We start from the raw sequence: 16,223 nt of genomic DNA, 5'->3' as shown, positions 1-16,223 counted from the left end.
GAGACATCGGGCGGCTAGATTTCTGGCCGCCCATATTTCTCCCTTAGAAAGTCGATCATCGCCCGAACTTTTTGCGGCAGGTACGAGCGGCTCGGGTAAACCAACCAGGCCGCTGTCTCAAAGGATGCCGCCGCACAGGCATAGTCCGGAAAGAGATCGATTAGGCTCCCCCGCTTCAAATCTCTCTCAACGAGCATGATCGGCAACAGCGCGACCCCCATTCCAAGACGTGCTGCAGACCGAATCGACAAGGCATTTGAGATCACCGTTGCACCGCCAACCGGCACATTGAACGGCTCATCGTTGCCTTTTTTGAATTGCCACAACGTGCGGAAACCGGGAATAGCGAACCGAATACAATCCCGGTCGGAGAGATCGTTTGGATCATCAACGCGCCCCTTACGTTCCAGGTATTCCGGAGACGCAACGACCCGGTAGCGTGTCGTCATCAACTTGCTGACAATCCAGTCGCCCTTAGGCATGGATCCGAACCGGACGGCCAGATCAATACTGTCGGCACGAAGATCCAGATTGGCGTCAGAAGCCAGGAGTTCGATCTCAATATCAGGAAATCTGTCCCGAAACTCCGGGAGAACCGGCACCAGGCACTCTTGTACGAACGAAATACTTGCTGTCATTCGCAAAGTGCCACGTGGCGACACAGCGGTTGTCCGAGCTTCATCGCCTGCTGCCTCCAACTCTTCAACCAGTGGCGCGATTCGATTGAGGTAGAGTTCACCCTCACCTGTTGCCGCGAGACTGCGGGTGCTGCGCTGGAACAAACGGAATCCAATATCCTGTTCCAGCTGGGCAATGACACGAGAAACGCTGGAGGCGTCGAGATCCAAGATCCGTGCGGCGGCTGCAAAACTTCCTAGGTCCCGAACGAGCAATGCGGTTTTAAGGGCTGCAAGATCCATTCATGCACAATACGCACGACTTCAGTGATCAGCGACCTATTTTTCGAGTTCGCGCATGAAATTAAGTCTCCTTTGCCAGACAAGAAGGAGGCAAAGTCATGACACAATTGCTCCGCATCAACTCCAGTTCACGCTTAACCGGTTCTCATTCAGCCGCGATAGCAGATGCATTTGAAGCCGGTTTTCGCGCAAAACATCCGGCCTGCACTGTCATCACAAGAAATGTCGCAGATGGTTCCATTCCTTTCATCGCCCAATCAACCATAGAAGGGTTCTATGCTCCTCAAGAAAATCTGTCGGGAGACCAAAAAGCGGCGACAGCCTTGTCTGATAAGCTGATCGCCGAAATTCAAGCATCGGATACGCTGTTGCTTGCGGTTCCGATATACAACTTCACCATTCCGGAAGCCCTCAAGGCTTGGGTGGACCAGATCTGCCGCATTGGACACACATTTGCCATGGACGAAAACGGATTCCAGGGATTGGTGAAAGCAAGACGTGCGATTGTTGTCGCACATACGGCGCGGAAGGCTACCACTCTACTGAACCGTTCTGAGTTGCGAACTTCGTTCAGCCCCATCTAACACTCCTGCTGGCATTTCTGAGATCTGAAGATGTCGAGTGCATAAATGTCCAAGGCACAGCAACAAGCACTCCTGGCGATGTCGAAGAGCGATAAAACAGCGCCAGGATACCATGCACGGTATTGTCTAAAACCCAAGCTGGTCCCAAGTCTTTAACAACTCTTCGCAGCAATTACATTTTTGCTGGAAAGTCGCAGGAAGACGAGCAAACTTTCAACTGCTAATGCCCAACCCATTAACCTCAGGCGGCAAGTTTTTGAGTGTCCATGAACTCGTCATACGGTTTCGGCCGATACCCAAAGAAGAAATAATCAGCCTTAAAATGGTTCACTAAATACCAGTACAGATCTTCTCCAAGCTCAACTGGCTCTGAGTTCTTGCCCGAATTTTCCCATGGGAAGGGGTTGGAAATGCCGAAACGCTCGGCGATCTCGCTAACATCCAGATCTTCAACTCGCAAAACATAGTCTGGCTCTTTGTTCGATCCAAAATGATGAGTGTATTTGTATTGCTTGGCTAGAAACAGTCGCTGACGGGCCAATATCGTGGTGAAAAAAGTTAGCGGATCATAGGAATGGATGTCGGGGAACGCCTTTAACATTGTTCCTTGATATGATTCATGAGTCATAAATTTATAGAGTGACAATGCACGTTTTATCGGTTCACGGACGCATACAATTACTGTGTATTCGTCCCAAAGATTGACCGGTGTGTCATAACTCGGAAACCCATGATTTATTCGCCCCTCAAACCCTAACCACTTTCGAAAACTTTTCCCTGCGGCCTTTGGGTTATGGACAAAAATCAGTTTTCGTTTGTCACAGATGTTTGGATTTCGGAGTGATTTAAAGGCAAGTGTTGGTTGCGGCATATCTATGAATCACCAATTTGATCAACATGCGTACAAAATACAATTAAACACTATCTATGATAGATTTTTCCGCCAATATAAACAACTTATAGAAGAATAAATATTATAATATTGATATTAATTACAATGTTACGAAATATCTGAACACTCGTTCTTTTCAACTATGTGTAGAGTTCTTCTCTCCGATTTGGCTATCGCTAGTCTCTTTCTGTGAAAAGTTGTGGCTAAGGTACGTGACTGCGTTGGCACAAAAAGTCCTCGCCGGACTTGCGAAAACAGCAACCCTTTCCGGTTGCTTTTCCCAGAAACCTCCCATATAAGCGCCCGGTCCAGAGTCGTCCGGCTCGTTTTGGACTGGATTTTTGCGTTCATGCGCAGGACCTTTCAAAACAACCAAGGGCATGCCGTGTCGGCTCTGAATGCACCAACAATGAAGTGTCTGCTTGCAGGCACACCAAAGAAAGGATGCAAAATGCCCAAGTTGAAGACGAAGTCCGGCGCTAAAAAGCGCTTCAAGGTGACTGCAACCGGCAAGGTGAAAACCGCACAGGCCGGCAAGCGCCATGGCATGATCAAGCGCACGAACAAATTCATCCGGAACGCCCGTGGCACCACCACGCTGAGCGATCAGGATGCAAAGATCGTGAAGCAGTTTCTGCCATACGCCTAACGCCAGCCTTTTAAGGAGATCACCTAGATGTCACGCGTCAAAAGGGGCGTTACCGCCCACGCTCGTCACAAAAAAGTTTTGAAGGCTGCTAAAGGTTACTACGGCCGCCGCAAGAACACCATCCGCGTCGCCAAGCAGGCCGTCGAGAAAGCGGGTCAATACGCTTATCGCGACCGTAAGGCCAAGAAGCGCAATTTCCGCTCTTTGTGGATCCAGCGCATCAACGCGGCAACCCGCCAGCACGGCATGACCTACGGCAACTTCATCAACGGCCTGAACAAGGCTGGCGTAGAAGTCGACCGCAAGGTTCTGTCCGACCTCGCCATCAGCCAGCCGGATGCCTTCAAGGCACTGGTTGACAAGGCTCAGGGTGCCCTGGCTGCTTAAGTTCTGACGAACTTAAACGGAATAAAAAAAGCGCGGTCTTTCGGGACCGCGCTTTTCTTTTGAAGAAAAGTCTCATTCCTTCCCGCGTCATCCTCGGCAAAATGCCGAGGAGCCAGGTTTCGGATACCTTATGGATGTTCGGAACACGTCCGGACATGACGCTAAAGGGGCGCTACGCTCAAAGTCCTTCAAAAAGCGCAGTTGAGAGATAGCGTTCTGCAAAGGAGGGGATAATGACAACAATGGTTTTGCCAGCCATATCATCCCGCTGACCGACCTTGATGGCTGCAGAGAGTGCCGCGCCGGAAGAGATGCCGACCGGAATGCCCTCGGTTTTCGCGACTTCGCGGGCCATGGCAAAGGCGCCCTCATTACTCACTTTGGCAATCTCATCGAAGACACCTGTATCCAGCACACCTGGCACAAAACCCGCGCCAATGCCCTGGATCTTGTGAGGACCCGGCTGGCCTCCTGAGAGGATCGGGCTGTCTTCCGGCTCGACAGCCACCACATGAAGGTCCGGCTTGCGTTCCTTTAGGGTCTGCGAAACCCCGGTGATGGTGCCGCCGGTTCCAATTCCGGAAACAAAGACATCAACCGCACCGCTGGTGTCGTTCCAGATCTCTTCCGCCGTGGTGTTGCGGTGAATTTCCGGGTTGGCCGGATTCTCGAACTGTTGCGGCATGACAGCACCATCGATCTCGGACAAGAGTTCCTCTGCCCGGGCAATTGCACCCTTCATGCCCTTGGCCCCTTCCGTCAATTCAAGCTCAGCACCCAGGATCTTGAACATCTTGCGGCGTTCCACCGACATGGTTTCCGGCATAACGAGAATGAGGCGATATCCCTTGGCCGCCGCCACAAAGGCGAGCGCGATCCCGGTGTTTCCGGACGTCGGCTCCACAAGGGTCGTCTTGCCCGCTTCAATCTTGCCGTCGCGTTCCATGGCATCGATCATCGCAACGCCAATACGGTCTTTGACGCTGGCGATCGGATTGAAAAACTCCAGCTTGCCGAGAAGAGTTGCCTTGACACCATGAGCATCCGCCAGACGATCCAAACGAACCAACGGCGTGTCACCGATGGTGTCCGTGATCGAGGAGTAGATCTTACCGCGTCCGTGCGTCTTGATTGTCATGGAAGTCTCCCAGCTAAAACGAATGCAGTGCCAATCGCACCTTTCTAAATTGTGACTTCAAGATAGTACGGCACCGCGGGAGATATAAGGGGAAGAACCCCTAGAGAGCGCGCCCTCCGTAAAATGCCTTTTCACGAAAGGCTCACGGCTTAGAAAACAGCAAACCTGGAAGTGCGGCCATGTCGTCGAAGAGATGCGCACCGGCATCAGACAGCGCTTCACGGTCGCAGGCTGGATCTTCGACATACGCATAAACAGCCATACCGGCGGACCGCGCCGCCTGCACGCCCGGCAAACTGTCTTCAATGACAACACAGTCTTCCGGCGGATATCCCATCGTACTTGCTGCAAGAAGAAACACATCGGGCGCCGGTTTGCCGTTGGCGCAGTCTTCTGCGGAAAACAGTTTGCCCTCAAGGCGGGGCAAAAGCCCCGAACTGCCAAGCGTTGTCTTCATCTTGGCGTATTTGCCGGACGAGCCGACACAATACGGCAGGTTGCGCCGGTCAAGCTCGTCCAGAACTTCTGCAATGCCCGCAATGGCGGGAACGCCCGCTGCGAACACTTCCAGATCGCGTTTTCGCACCTGATCGGGCCAATCGTCTGGCAGGCTCCGCTCAGTCAACGCCTCAACCATCTCTTTGACGTTTTCCAGGGTCCGGCCCATGAAGCGCTGCTGGCACTCTGGACCGGTGATCGGAAACCCGAGTTCCGTCACCATCTCCGCAAGACTGGCATTCACCATCCGCTCGGTGTCCACCAGAACACCGTCGCAATCGAAAATGACAAGTTTCGGATTCATGGTGAAGTCCCTTGTGTCTCAGTCCTAGCGCTGTCCAGTCGACCCGAAACCACCGGTTCCCCGGCTTGTTTCGGACAGGATCTCGACTTCTTCAATTTCAGCCTGCAGCACGGGCGCGATCACCATCTGGGCTATGCGATCACCACGCGAAATCTCAAACGCCGTATCACCGAGATTGATCAGGATCACTTTAACTTCGCCGCGGTAATCCGCATCAATTGTACCCGGTGTGTTCAGCACCGTTACGCCGTTTTTCGCGGCAAGACCGGACCGGGGACGAACCTGGGCTTCAAAGCCGGCCGGCAATGACATCGCCAGGCCCGTCGGCACCAGCGCCCGGTTTCCAGGTTGCAGCGTCAGATCGTCGTCCACGGCTGCAAGCAGATCCAGGCCTGCGGCCAAATCACTTTGATAGGCCGGTAGGGGCAAATCCTGCCCATGATCGAGGCGTTTGATTTCAAGCTTGATGGTCATGCAGCCGTCCCATTTCGTTTGGCAACGGTTGACGACATTCGCAGGAACCTGTCAAGCACAGCTCGGCCATGAAGCGGATAAGCGAAAAATATCAAAAGGCTACTTGAAGCCGTCACGCTGTCCTGAAACTATCTGCCGTATCGGAAAGTTTTTCGAGCTGGGAGACCTTAAGAATGAAGTATTTGCTAAGCGCGATTGCCGCGGGAATGTTTTTCGCCGCAGGCATGACGGCACAGGCGCAAACCGTTGGGTTTGCCGATGCAATCAAGATCCTCGCCGTCAGCTGCGGCGCAGACATCGACAAGTATTGCAAGTCTGCGACCCTTGCCAACAACGGAATTGGCCAGTGCCTTGATCAAAACCAGGCCAAGGTCTCGCAAAAATGCAATGCAGACCGGGCCGTTGTGGCCGGGCTTATTGCAGAACGGCTGGCCGCTCAAGCCGCTGCGCCGGAGATCTGCGCACGCGATGCCACCCAGTATTGCAAAGGCGTCAAACCTGGTGCCGGTCACATCCTGCGCTGCCTACTCAAGGCACAACCATCGGTCAGCGAGAAGTGCAACACCGCAATTGACCTCGCCGGATACCGCTAAGCTGGGTTAAGGAGATTTTTCATGAAAAACCTGTTTTTTGCCAGCGCGGCTGCATGTGCACTTTGCTTCTCGGTAACAGTTGCCAGCGCTCAAACTGAACTAAGCCGCAATCAGATCATCAACTCGCTTCAAGGCGCCCAACAGAAGGTGGAAGTGAGCGCGGATGCGCTTCAGCGCGCCGCTCTGGAAAACATCCAGAAGTATCCGGGTGCGGATTCACCGCAAACCATCCCGATGTATCAGCAGCTCGCGTCCTTGCGTCAGTTCAACATCGAAATCACGTTTGATTTCGACTCAGCGCGCATCCGGCCGGAATCCTATGAAGCCGTTGGCTTGATCGCCGATGCACTGCATACGCCGTATCTCCAAGGCCAGACGTTCTTCATCGTCGGACATACCGACGCCAAAGGGGACCGGACATACAATCTGGAACTATCTCAGCGGCGCGCCCAAGCCATTCGTGAGGCCCTAGTGACGACATTCCAGGTACCCGGCTCCACCCTCTTCTCGGTTGGTCTTGGCGAAGAGCAATTGCGCGATCCGGCAGACCCGTTTGCCGCCGTGAATCGCCGGGTGCAGCTCATCAATATGGGCTATAACTAAGTTATAGTGGTGCGGGTGCTCAGCGCCCGCACTACCATGTGCCGCACGTCTGATTACGTCACTCAAAATATCTAATTTCGATATTTCGTGCTCGTTGTTTGACTTTAATGAACAATGTGTCAAGCAGCTCTGATCTTCAGAAAAGGCTCGAACGGTTTATTTCTATGATGAGGCCGCCTTGGCCGTAAGCATGGAGTAGATCAATGCCGGATCATCAAACGCCAATTTCACCTGTCTTTTTCGCCCATGGCGCGCCGACACTGGCTGTACGGGACACACCGGCGAGCCGCTTCTTGAAGAGTTTCGGCAAGGATATGCAGCAGCCGCGCTTCATTTTGATCCTGTCTGCGCACTGGGAAACAGAAGGACTGAAGGTCTCAGCTCCTGGACCTTTGCGCACTTATCACGATTTCAGAGGCTTTCCGGACGAGCTTTATGAAATCTCCTACCCCGCTTCGGCAGACGCTAGTGCGGTCGAAGAGGTGATTTCTGTCCTAAAGACTACCGGACTGGAGCCTGAGCAAGACGCTGAATGGGGTCTCGATCATGGGGCCTGGGTGCCCTTGTCACTGGCCTTCCCGGACGCAGACATCCCTGTTATTCAGATTTCGCTTCCAAACGACAGTTCTCCGGAAACGATCTACGCGCTTGGAGCGGCCGTGGCACCGCTGTCGGAAAAAGGTGTCCTGATCGCCGGTTCCGGCAGCACCACCCACAATTTAAGAGCCATTGGGCCGGATGGATCGCAGGTTCCCGACTGGGCAACGGGATTTGATGCCTGGCTCGACAAGGGACTGGATGCAGGGCAATTGAGCTACTTCGACAATTTGGAAGCTGCACCGAATTTTCGGCAGAACCACCCGACAGAAGAGCACCTGTTGCCGCTGTTCTTCCCGTTTGGCGCTGCCGGCGAAGGAAAAAAACCAGAGCTCCTGCACCGGAGCTACGAGTACGGCTCAATCAGCATGAGTTACTATCGGTTCCAGTGATCCGCCCACGACACAGCTGAACTTGAATAGAGCTGCCGCCGCCCTCACTCTGGCTCTAGGCCCAGTTTCTCTGCAGCCCGGGCAATCAGCTGGCGAGCAACATCTTTCTTGTCCATCGCCGGCCAGTCTTCCACACCGTTGGCGCTGACCAATCTGATTGTGTTAGCGTCGCCACCCATGATGCCCGTTGCAGGGCTGACATCGTTGGCGACGATCCAATCGGCCCGTTTTCGCTCCAACTTCGAGGTCGCGTTTTTGATGAGGTCCTGGGTTTCGGCGGCAAAGCCGATCAGAAGTGATGGCCGCAGCGTTTCGTGGTGCCCGACGGTCTTCAAAATGTCCGGATTCTCAGTGAGTTCCAAGCCAGGCGGTTTGCCACTGCCGTCTTTCTTGATCTTCTGATCGCCTTCCGAGACAACGCGCCAGTCAGCGACAGCTGCAGCCATGATTGCGATATCCGCAGGCAGGTTCTGCTCAACAGCTGCCATCATCTCTGCCGCGGATTCAACGTGGATCGTCGTAACATGACCCGGGTCGGGGATCGTCACCGGACCGGAAACCAGTGTCACCCGCGCCCCAGCTGCGAATGCGGCTTCGGCAAGCGCATGACCCTGCTTGCCAGAAGACCGGTTCGCGATATAGCGCACCGGGTCGATCGGCTCATGTGTCGGCCCGGACGTGATCAGGACATGCCTTCCCGCCAACGGCAGTTCCTCGGCTGCAATCGCCTGATCCCGCAAGAGAAGCTCAGCTGCTGCGGCAATGTCCAGAGGCTCGCTCATGCGACCGACCCCGGCTTCCCCTTTTTCCGCCATTTCACCGCTGGCAGGGCCGATGAACGCAATGCCGCGCTCACGCAAGGTGTCCGCATTTTTCAGTGTTGCCGGGTTTTGCCACATCTTCGGGTTCATCGCCGGGGCCAACAAAACCGGTACGTCAGTTGCAAGTAAAACGGCCGTCGCAAGATCATCGGCAATGCCATGGGCCATCTTGGCCATCATATTGGCCGTTGCGGGCGCAACAAGGATCAGATCATGATCCCGCGCCAAGCGGATGTGACCCACATCATGCTCCGCCTCCCGGTCGAACAGATTGGTGAACACCTTCTCAGCGCTCAAGGCGCCCACCGCCAGCGGCGTCACGAACTCCTGCGCACCATCAGTCATGACCGGGACAACCCGCGCCCCACGCTCCTTCAGCCGCCGGATCAGGTCCAGAGATTTGTAAGCAGCGATTCCGCCGCTAATGATCAGCACAATCTCTTTGCCGGCAAGCATCGGAACTATACTCCCAGGAGGCGATGGAGGTCAGAAACCGGAACGGAAATCGCGCGGAGCAGCGGACACAACCTGACTGCCGGAACCCGTCACCTGATACACCGCAAGACCGCGTTCATTAAGACCATTCGGCTTGAAGCGGAACAAGCCGTCAATTCCAAGGAATCCGTCCCGGTTTGTCAGGATGCTCTGCTGGAACCGTTGCGGCCCAGCGGAGCGGATCAGGCCCGCCGCCAGTGTGACGCCGTCATAGACAAGGCTGGCGTTCCGCGGCGGTGGCGCGCCGTAGGTCTGTTGATAGCGCTGCGCAAACCCGCGGAACCCGCTGTCTTCAGGACCCGCAAACCAGGATCCGGTCAGTGTGGGGTTGTTCTTGACCTGCGGCGTATCCCACTGGCCCGAGCCAAGCAACTTGATGTTGCCGATCTCGGCATTCAGCCCCATCAATGTCTGCATCACGAGGCCCGGCACAGGTCCGCCCGCCGGGACAAAGAGAGCGTCGATGCTGGTCAAAGAAGACTGAAGGGCGTTGGCTTTGGCGACCAGGTCGGACGTGTCCGAACCACTGACGTTGTAGCGCTGGATCGTTGCAATCCGTCCTCCGGTGCGGCCGACTTCCTGACGGAACGCCGCCTCAACCACACTGCCATAAGAATCGTTCGGCAGGAGGGCTGCATAAGACCGTTTCTGCTGGCTGCTGGCATAACCAATGATGCGCTTCACATCGCTTTCCGGAAGGAAGCTCAACAGGTAGATGCCGCGCGCGGCGACTGACGTATCTGTCGAAAACGCAATAACCGGAACACCTGCCGCCCTTGCAGCTGAACCAGCGCCCGACACTGCCGGCGCAAAGACGGGACCAAGGATCAGCTCGGCACCCTCAGAGATCGCCTGTTGCGCGGCAGCGCGGCCCCCTTCCGTTGTCCCTCCGGTGTCTTTCACCAGAAGCTGCACATCCGAATTTGGAAAGTTTTGAAGCGCCAGCGCAGCGGAGTTTTTGAAAACAGTTCCAATCGACGCATTGCCCCCACTTGAGGACAGCGGCAGCATAAGTCCGACCCGGACCGCACCAGTACCGATTGTTTCACCGGTTACCTGCGGTTGGGCGCCCGGCTGGATCTGTTCGCCGGGCAACGTTCCTAGGGATGAGCCCAAACAGCCCCCAAGCGCCAGTGTGCTGGCACCGGCCAAAGCGGTTTTCAAGAATGTGCGTCGGCGATGCCGAACAACGACGTCCGTTTCGTCCATGTGTCTGATTTCCATCCACCCTTTGCCCCAGACTTAAGGATTAACGAATGCGCTGTCCAGTTTTCAGCCGCGCAACGCGGCATGAATGGTGGATTTGCCTTGCATTGCGTGTTTCGGGCAGGTAGCGCAAGACAATCGGGACGTCCTTGAGATCGGAACCGAAGATTTGAATTGAGGTGAAGGGATCCGTGATGACAGAGCCAGGCGGCGGACAAACAGGTTCCAAAAACCGTTACAGCTTGTCGGAATACGCCTTCACGGCGCCCAATCTGGAACCCGCGCTCTATGTTGTCTCCACGCCGATCGGAAACCTCGGTGACATCACCGTGCGCGCGCTGGAAACTCTCGCGGCCACGAGCATGATCGCGTGTGAAGATACGCGGATAACGTCGACGCTTACGCAGAAATTCGGCCTCAAGACCCCTCTTCTTCCTTACCACGAACACAACGCCGACAAGCAGCGGCCGAAAATTCTCGGAGAACTCGAAGCCGGTAACGCGGTTGCCCTTGTGTCCGATGCCGGCACGCCGCTGGTGTCTGATCCGGGCTACAGGCTGGTCCGGGACGTTGTGGCCGCCGGGTACAAGGTGTTTCCGATCCCTGGCGCCTCCGCCCCCCTCGCAGGTCTGGTTGCGTCCGGGCTCCCCAGCGACACGGTTCTGTTTGCCGGTTTTCTACCGCAAAAAGGCGGCCCTAAGACCAAACGTCTTGAAGAACTCGCCAAAACACCGGCGACACTGATTTTCTTTGAATCTCCCCATCGGACCGCGGCAACCCTGGAACTTATGGCAACGGTTTTCGGCGGAACGCGAGAGGCGGTGGTCGCGCGCGAGCTCACCAAACGCTTTGAGACCTTTGAGCGGGGAACGCTGCAAGAGCTTGGCAACCGGTTCGCAGATCAAACGGTGAAGGGCGAGATCGTCATTCTGGTGGGACCGCCAGAGGAAAAACCGGAAGCAGATGCAGAAGACCTCGACACCCTGCTCCGGGAAGCGCTCTCGGATATGCCCGTCAGCGCAGCCGCTAAACAGGTTTCCAAGGCAACGGGTCTGGATCGCAGCGAGGTCTACAAACGCGCGCTGGAACTCAAGGCAGGTAGCTGACCGTGGCAAAGCGCGACAGCCACGGAACAGAAAGCCGCCGCAAAGCTCATACGCGTGGCCTTTCCGCAGAGACTTATGCGGCCTGGTATTTGCGCCTGACCGGTTGGCGCATCCTGAAGCAACGCTACAAGACGAAGGCGGGCGAAATTGACTTGATCGCCAAGAAACGCAAGACCGTCGCCTTTATCGAGGTCAAGACTCGTAAATCCAGGCAAGCCGCGCTTGAGGCCGTGACACCGGCCAGCCAACAGCGGATCGTCCGGGCCGCAAAGATCTTCGTTGCAGAGCATCCGAAAGCCGGCTTTTTCACGCTCCGGTTCGACGTGATGATCATTCGCCCGTGGGCCCTGCCTGAGCGGATCGTGAACGCCTTTGAGGCGAGAGACTGACACCAGGCCTCTGGACAAACCCTCTCACGGACCGCATATCTGCCGCGAACAGTCTTTTGCCCCAAGCGCGCCGTTTCAAACGGATAGCGCCCCGCCGGGAGTGGCCTCATGCCGATAAAAGTCGCGGTCCAGATGGACCATATCGAATCCATCAACATTGCCGGCGACAGCGCCTTTGCAATGATGCTGGAGGCCCAAAAGCGCGGCCACGAACTCTACCACTACACACCGGACCGGCTGGCAATGCGCGGCGACGAAGTGTTTTGCGCGTTGGAGCCCGTTATGGTCCGCGATGAAAAGGGCAACCACTTCACGCTCGGCGCACGAACACGCACAAACATGCGCGAGATCGATGTGGTGTTGATGCGGCAGGACCCACCGTTCGATCTGTCCTATATCGCGGCAACGCACATCTTGGACAAGATCCACCCGGACACTCTGGTGGTGAACGATCCAACGGAAGTACGCAACGCGCCGGAAAAACTGTTCGTCACCGAATTTCCGGATTTGATGCCACCGACCCTGATCACCAAGGACCGTTCGGAGATCGATCTCTTCCGGGAAGAATACGGCGATATCGTCATGAAGCCGCTCTTCGGCCATGGCGGCGCGGCGGTGTTCCGGATCACAAAAGATGATCTGAACTACGGATCGCTGTACGACTTCTTTGCCGCCACATTCCGCGAACCCTGGGTCATTCAGCAGTTCCTGCCGAACGTCAAACACGGCGACAAACGCATTCTCTTGGTCAACGGTGAGTTTGCCGGTGCAGTGAACCGTGTTCCGGCGGCTGGTGATCTCCGCTCCAACATGGTGCGTGGCGGCGCGCCGACAGACAGTGATCTGACAGTACGGGAACGGGAAATCTGCGCCCGCCTCGGACCGTCTCTGCGCGAAAAAGGCCTGATCCTGGTCGGCATTGATGTGATCGACGGCATGCTGACGGAAATCAACGTCACCGCCCCAACCGGCATCCGCGCCATCCAGAACCTCGGCGGCCCGGATGTCGCGGCAAAAGTCTGGGATGTCTTGGAGCAAAAAATCAAGGACTGAACCGCAGTCCGGGCTACAGCAGAAAGAAAAAAACCCTCACACCAAGGTGTGAGGGCTGAAGTGTGTGCTTAGACAATGCAATAGAGGGCCTGTTCAGGAGCCTCTGTGTTTAAAACACCCGGATGAATTGGTTATTCCTTCTTTAATCCAAAAAAGTTTGCGGTTCGCATTTCCCATGTCGCTTTTCACGATTCGGGCAGACCGCGGCCCGTGTGCATTTGAGGACTGAATTGAGTCGTTTTTCCAGAATGTGACGCGAATTCCTGTTTGGGCTGACCATCTCCTACATACGGCAAGACACAAACCGCCTCAGGTTAATGCGGAACAAATTAGAAGAATAACTCACTGCCAAAAAAAAAGAATAAACGAGAACAAGACCGTTGCTAAACCGTTAGCGGAAAAGTTTTGTTAACCAAGAAAAATTAGCGTAATCGAAATAGATGACGCAGAGTAAGATCTGAACCCAGTTGATTTGAATATCACAACTCACAATCCATGGAGACGACATGCCCAGTCAGTATCATGTTAAAATACTGAGTGCCGCTGCCATAGTCGCCGGAACCCTGATTCCATACTCCGTGAATGCGGCAGACTTTCCAACATTGGAACCAATTATTGAGGTTCCTCCCGTCAGCAGCTGGACTGGCTTTTATGCTGGCGCATTCTTGGGCTGGGGATGGTCAGATGATGATGCGACCACAACGGGCACCAGCGGCTTTCAATCCCTTGGCAGCACGATTGTGCCGTCTTCCCTTGGCCTCTCGGGAAATGGGGTCCTGGGCGGTCTAACCGCTGGTTATGATTATCAGATCAACAGTTTTGTGGCCGGTCTTGAAGGCGACATTTCCTGGGCTGACATCAACAAAAGCAGCTCGTTTACAGGTGCTGCGGTTCTCGGAACCCGCCTTACAACATCCGCCAAGAAGCGGATGAGCTTTTTCAGTACAGTCCGCGGACGCCTCGGCTACGCGGCGTCCGACCGCTTTATGGTCTTTGCTACAGGCGGCCTGGCCATGGGTCAGGTTGAATTGGAGACGTCCGTCAACGGTGTCGATGCGCCCGCACTTGCATGGAACGGCAGCGATGACGAGTTGAAATTCGGCTGGACCCTTGGCGGCGGTGCGGAAGTCAAAGTCACCGAAAACATTTCAATGAAGCTCGATGGCCTCTACTATGATCTGGCAGACAGCAATGTCACAGCCACCGGGAATGCAGCTGTGCGTTCGGTCGGCGCGCTGGATGGCATCGATTATGCTGCAGAATCCGACAACACAGGCTTTCTCGCGCGCCTCGGCGTGAACTACCGTTTTTGATTGGATATCGGACAAGGAAGCCCTCTCAGTCGCTCGGCCTGAGGGGACATTTCTTTAGGTGCCGCCCTTATTCTGCAGCGTCTGTTGCCAGCACGCCCCGGCGGATCTGATCTTCCTCGATCGATTCAAAAAGAGCCCGGAAATTTCCTTCGCCGAAGCCCTCGTCGCCTTTTCTCTGAATGAATTCAAAGAAGATAGGCCCGATGACGGTCTTGGAAAAAATCTGCAGAAGGATCTTGGTCATGCCGCCATCGATGACACCTTCGCCATCGATCAGGATGCCGTGACGCTTCATCCGCTCGATCGGTTCATCATGGCCATGCACCCGGTCACGAGACATCTCGTAGTAAGTGTCCGGCGGGCCCGGCATGAATTTCAGCTCGTTATCCGCCAGCTTGTCCGTGCTGGTATAGATGTCGTCCGAGCCAACCGCGATGTGCTGAATGCCTTCACCCTTGTACTTGCGCAGATACTCTTCGATCTGGCTGGTATCATCCTTGGATTCGTTCAACGGAATGCGGATCTTGCCGCACGGCGAGGTGATCGCCCGGCTGACAAGGCCAGTGATCCGGCCATCAATGTCGAAGAAATGGATTTGTTTGAAGTTGAAGAGGTCGCGGTAAAAATCCCACCACTTGTCCATATTGCCGCGGTAGACGTTGTGCGTCAGGTGATCGAGGTAATAGAAGCCGACACCTTCCGGTTTCGGGTCCACGTCCCCAAGCCAATCAAATTCCGCCGAATAGGCTGATCCCTTGTCGCCGTAGGCTTCGATGAAATACAGCAGCGAGCCGCCGATACCCTTGATGGCGGGAACGTTCAACGTCTTGTCATTGTCCGCGTAGGGCTCCGCCCCTTTGGAAATGGCGTGATCATAGGCCTTTTGCGCATCGACCACTCGCCATGCCATGGACGGGGCACACGGTCCGTGATCTTCAACGAAACGCATGGCGTGGGTGCCAGGCTCCGCATTCAGAACATAAGTAATGTCACCCTGACGGTAGAGCGTAATCTCTTTGGTCTTGTGTTTCGCGACCGGCACATAGCCCATCTTGCGGAACAAGGCATCGAGCTTCTCCGGTTCCGGATGGGCAAACTCGACAAACTCAAAACCATCCGTGCCGGCCGGGTTCTGTGGGGTGATTTGCGCCGGCGGCGCATTATGCGGGAACGGTCCCATGGCGGATCCTCCTGGAAAGTGCAAACTTTACGTCTAGAATGCCCGGGACCGCGCGCAGGGTGTGTGCAATCTGCGTGATTTGCCGTATAGTGATGCGTGTTTCGTGCGCAGTTGGAGAAAAATTAGCATGCAAATTGCATTGGACAGCTTTGATATGAAGCTGCTCGCCGCCCTTCAGGAAAATTCAGCAGCAACCAATGCGGAGATTGGCGAAACGATCGGCCTTTCTGCCAGCCAGGTCTCCCGGCGCCGGCAGAAACTGGAAGACAACGGCATCATCCGCCGGTACCGGGCAGCTTTGGATCCTGAAGCCCTGGGCTTTACCGTGACAGCCTTCGTTGGGGTGACCTTGGGCGCGCACAGCCGGGAAAACGCCCGTAAATTCAGAAATATGGTCACCGCCATGCCGGAGGTTCAAGAAGCACATACGCTGACCGGCGACGTCGATTACATGCTGAAAGTGGTCGTCCGGGACCTGAAAGCTCTCAGCCGGATCGTCAACGACGAGCTCTTGCCCCAAGAAGCTGTCCAGCACGTGAAGTCCTCCATTGCGATGGACACGTTGAAGGACGACAATTTGCTGCCTTTGACGTGAATATAGACACGGCGGTCGCTACCCAAACTGTTTG

General features: G+C 55.3%; 19 protein-coding genes. 11 read left to right on the top strand and 8 right to left on the bottom strand.

Features of this window, described 5'->3' with window-relative positions:
- Positions 1-14: 14 nt before the first annotated feature.
- Positions 15-920, bottom strand: a complete 906-nt coding sequence (locus tag ACVDG4_RS20965; protein WP_447236541.1) for a LysR family transcriptional regulator — start codon at positions 918-920, stop codon at positions 15-17.
- A 98-nt stretch (positions 921-1,018) separates the two neighbouring features.
- Here ACVDG4_RS20965 and ACVDG4_RS20960 point away from each other — a divergent pair, with 98 nt between their 5' ends.
- The gene (locus tag ACVDG4_RS20960) at positions 1,019-1,504 is read left to right on the top strand and encodes an FMN-dependent NADH-azoreductase (RefSeq protein ID WP_447236540.1); all 486 of its coding nucleotides are present in this window, start codon (positions 1,019-1,021) and stop codon (positions 1,502-1,504) included.
- A 241-nt stretch (positions 1,505-1,745) separates the two neighbouring features.
- On the opposite strand, the gene ACVDG4_RS20955 is transcribed toward ACVDG4_RS20960, so the two are convergent.
- Positions 1,746-2,375 (bottom strand): hypothetical protein, encoded by a 630-nt coding sequence (locus ACVDG4_RS20955; RefSeq protein ID WP_133952556.1) that lies wholly within the window; start codon positions 2,373-2,375, stop codon positions 1,746-1,748.
- Positions 2,376-2,847: 472 nt separating this feature from the next.
- Between ACVDG4_RS20955 and rpmI the strand changes: the two genes are divergently transcribed.
- The gene (gene rpmI, locus ACVDG4_RS20950; protein ID WP_023002610.1) at positions 2,848-3,045 is read left to right on the top strand and encodes a 50S ribosomal protein L35; all 198 of its coding nucleotides are present in this window, start codon (positions 2,848-2,850) and stop codon (positions 3,043-3,045) included.
- Between the two features lie 27 nt (positions 3,046-3,072).
- Positions 3,073-3,432 (top strand): 50S ribosomal protein L20, encoded by a 360-nt coding sequence (gene rplT / locus ACVDG4_RS20945; protein WP_133952557.1) that lies wholly within the window; start codon positions 3,073-3,075, stop codon positions 3,430-3,432.
- Between the two features lie 178 nt (positions 3,433-3,610).
- On the opposite strand, the gene cysK is transcribed toward rplT, so the two are convergent.
- The 3 genes from cysK to dut form a co-directional block, all read right to left on the bottom strand.
- Positions 3,611-4,570: a cysteine synthase A gene (gene cysK, locus ACVDG4_RS20940; RefSeq protein ID WP_447236539.1), complete on the bottom strand. Its 960-nt coding sequence runs from the start codon at positions 4,568-4,570 to the stop codon at positions 3,611-3,613.
- 142 nt (positions 4,571-4,712) lie between these two features.
- Positions 4,713-5,372: an HAD family hydrolase gene (locus ACVDG4_RS20935; RefSeq protein ID WP_447236538.1), complete on the bottom strand. Its 660-nt coding sequence runs from the start codon at positions 5,370-5,372 to the stop codon at positions 4,713-4,715.
- Positions 5,373-5,396: 24 nt separating this feature from the next.
- Positions 5,397-5,846, bottom strand: a complete 450-nt coding sequence (gene dut, locus ACVDG4_RS20930) for a dUTP diphosphatase (RefSeq protein ID WP_447236537.1) — start codon at positions 5,844-5,846, stop codon at positions 5,397-5,399.
- Between the two features lie 173 nt (positions 5,847-6,019).
- Here dut and ACVDG4_RS20925 point away from each other — a divergent pair, with 173 nt between their 5' ends.
- The 3 genes from ACVDG4_RS20925 (at position 6,020) to ACVDG4_RS20915 (ending at position 8,031) form a co-directional block, all read left to right on the top strand.
- Entirely contained in the window at positions 6,020-6,439 is a 420-nt protein-coding gene (locus ACVDG4_RS20925) for a hypothetical protein (RefSeq protein ID WP_209176316.1), read from the top strand.
- Between the two features lie 21 nt (positions 6,440-6,460).
- Positions 6,461-7,042 carry an OmpA family protein gene (locus tag ACVDG4_RS20920; protein ID WP_409686690.1) on the top strand — a complete coding sequence of 194 codons (582 nt, stop codon included), beginning with the start codon at positions 6,461-6,463 and terminating at the stop codon, positions 7,040-7,042.
- 203 nt (positions 7,043-7,245) lie between these two features.
- On the top strand, positions 7,246-8,031 hold the full coding sequence (locus tag ACVDG4_RS20915; RefSeq protein WP_447236536.1) for a DODA-type extradiol aromatic ring-opening family dioxygenase: 786 nt from the start codon (positions 7,246-7,248) through the stop codon (positions 8,029-8,031).
- A 44-nt stretch (positions 8,032-8,075) separates the two neighbouring features.
- Here ACVDG4_RS20915 and coaBC read toward each other — a convergent pair whose 3' ends face one another.
- Together coaBC and ACVDG4_RS20905 are read right to left on the bottom strand one after the other, a co-directional pair.
- On the bottom strand, positions 8,076-9,308 hold the full coding sequence (coaBC, locus tag ACVDG4_RS20910; protein WP_447236535.1) for a bifunctional phosphopantothenoylcysteine decarboxylase/phosphopantothenate--cysteine ligase CoaBC: 1,233 nt from the start codon (positions 9,306-9,308) through the stop codon (positions 8,076-8,078).
- Positions 9,309-9,338: 30 nt separating this feature from the next.
- The gene (locus ACVDG4_RS20905) at positions 9,339-10,556 is read right to left on the bottom strand and encodes a penicillin-binding protein activator (protein WP_447236534.1); all 1,218 of its coding nucleotides are present in this window, start codon (positions 10,554-10,556) and stop codon (positions 9,339-9,341) included.
- Positions 10,557-10,747: 191 nt separating this feature from the next.
- On the opposite strand from ACVDG4_RS20905, the gene rsmI reads away from it, so the two are divergent.
- The 4 genes from rsmI to ACVDG4_RS20885 all read left to right on the top strand — a co-directional run bounded on the left by rsmI (position 10,748) and on the right by ACVDG4_RS20885 (position 14,414).
- Positions 10,748-11,659 (top strand): 16S rRNA (cytidine(1402)-2'-O)-methyltransferase, encoded by a 912-nt coding sequence (gene rsmI, locus ACVDG4_RS20900; RefSeq protein WP_447236533.1) that lies wholly within the window; start codon positions 10,748-10,750, stop codon positions 11,657-11,659.
- Between the two features lie 2 nt (positions 11,660-11,661).
- Positions 11,662-12,048: a YraN family protein gene (locus ACVDG4_RS20895; RefSeq protein WP_447236532.1), complete on the top strand. Its 387-nt coding sequence runs from the start codon at positions 11,662-11,664 to the stop codon at positions 12,046-12,048.
- Between the two features lie 108 nt (positions 12,049-12,156).
- On the top strand, positions 12,157-13,101 hold the full coding sequence (gshB, locus tag ACVDG4_RS20890; protein WP_447236531.1) for a glutathione synthase: 945 nt from the start codon (positions 12,157-12,159) through the stop codon (positions 13,099-13,101).
- Between the two features lie 506 nt (positions 13,102-13,607).
- A complete protein-coding gene (locus ACVDG4_RS20885) occupies positions 13,608-14,414 on the top strand; it encodes an outer membrane protein (protein WP_447236530.1) in 807 nt (268 codons plus the stop codon).
- A gap of 67 nt (positions 14,415-14,481) precedes the next feature.
- Here the strand turns inward: ACVDG4_RS20885 and hppD are convergent, their stop codons facing one another.
- Positions 14,482-15,594 carry a 4-hydroxyphenylpyruvate dioxygenase gene (hppD, locus tag ACVDG4_RS20880; RefSeq protein WP_447236529.1) on the bottom strand — a complete coding sequence of 371 codons (1,113 nt, stop codon included), beginning with the start codon at positions 15,592-15,594 and terminating at the stop codon, positions 14,482-14,484.
- Between the two features lie 127 nt (positions 15,595-15,721).
- On the opposite strand from hppD, the gene ACVDG4_RS20875 reads away from it, so the two are divergent.
- A complete protein-coding gene (locus ACVDG4_RS20875; RefSeq protein ID WP_447236528.1) occupies positions 15,722-16,189 on the top strand; it encodes an Lrp/AsnC family transcriptional regulator in 468 nt (155 codons plus the stop codon).
- Positions 16,190-16,223 lie beyond the last annotated feature (34 nt).

This window comes from Roseibium sp. MB-4 (assembly GCF_053005265.1).
This window is presented reverse-complemented; position numbering and strand designations above follow the sequence as displayed.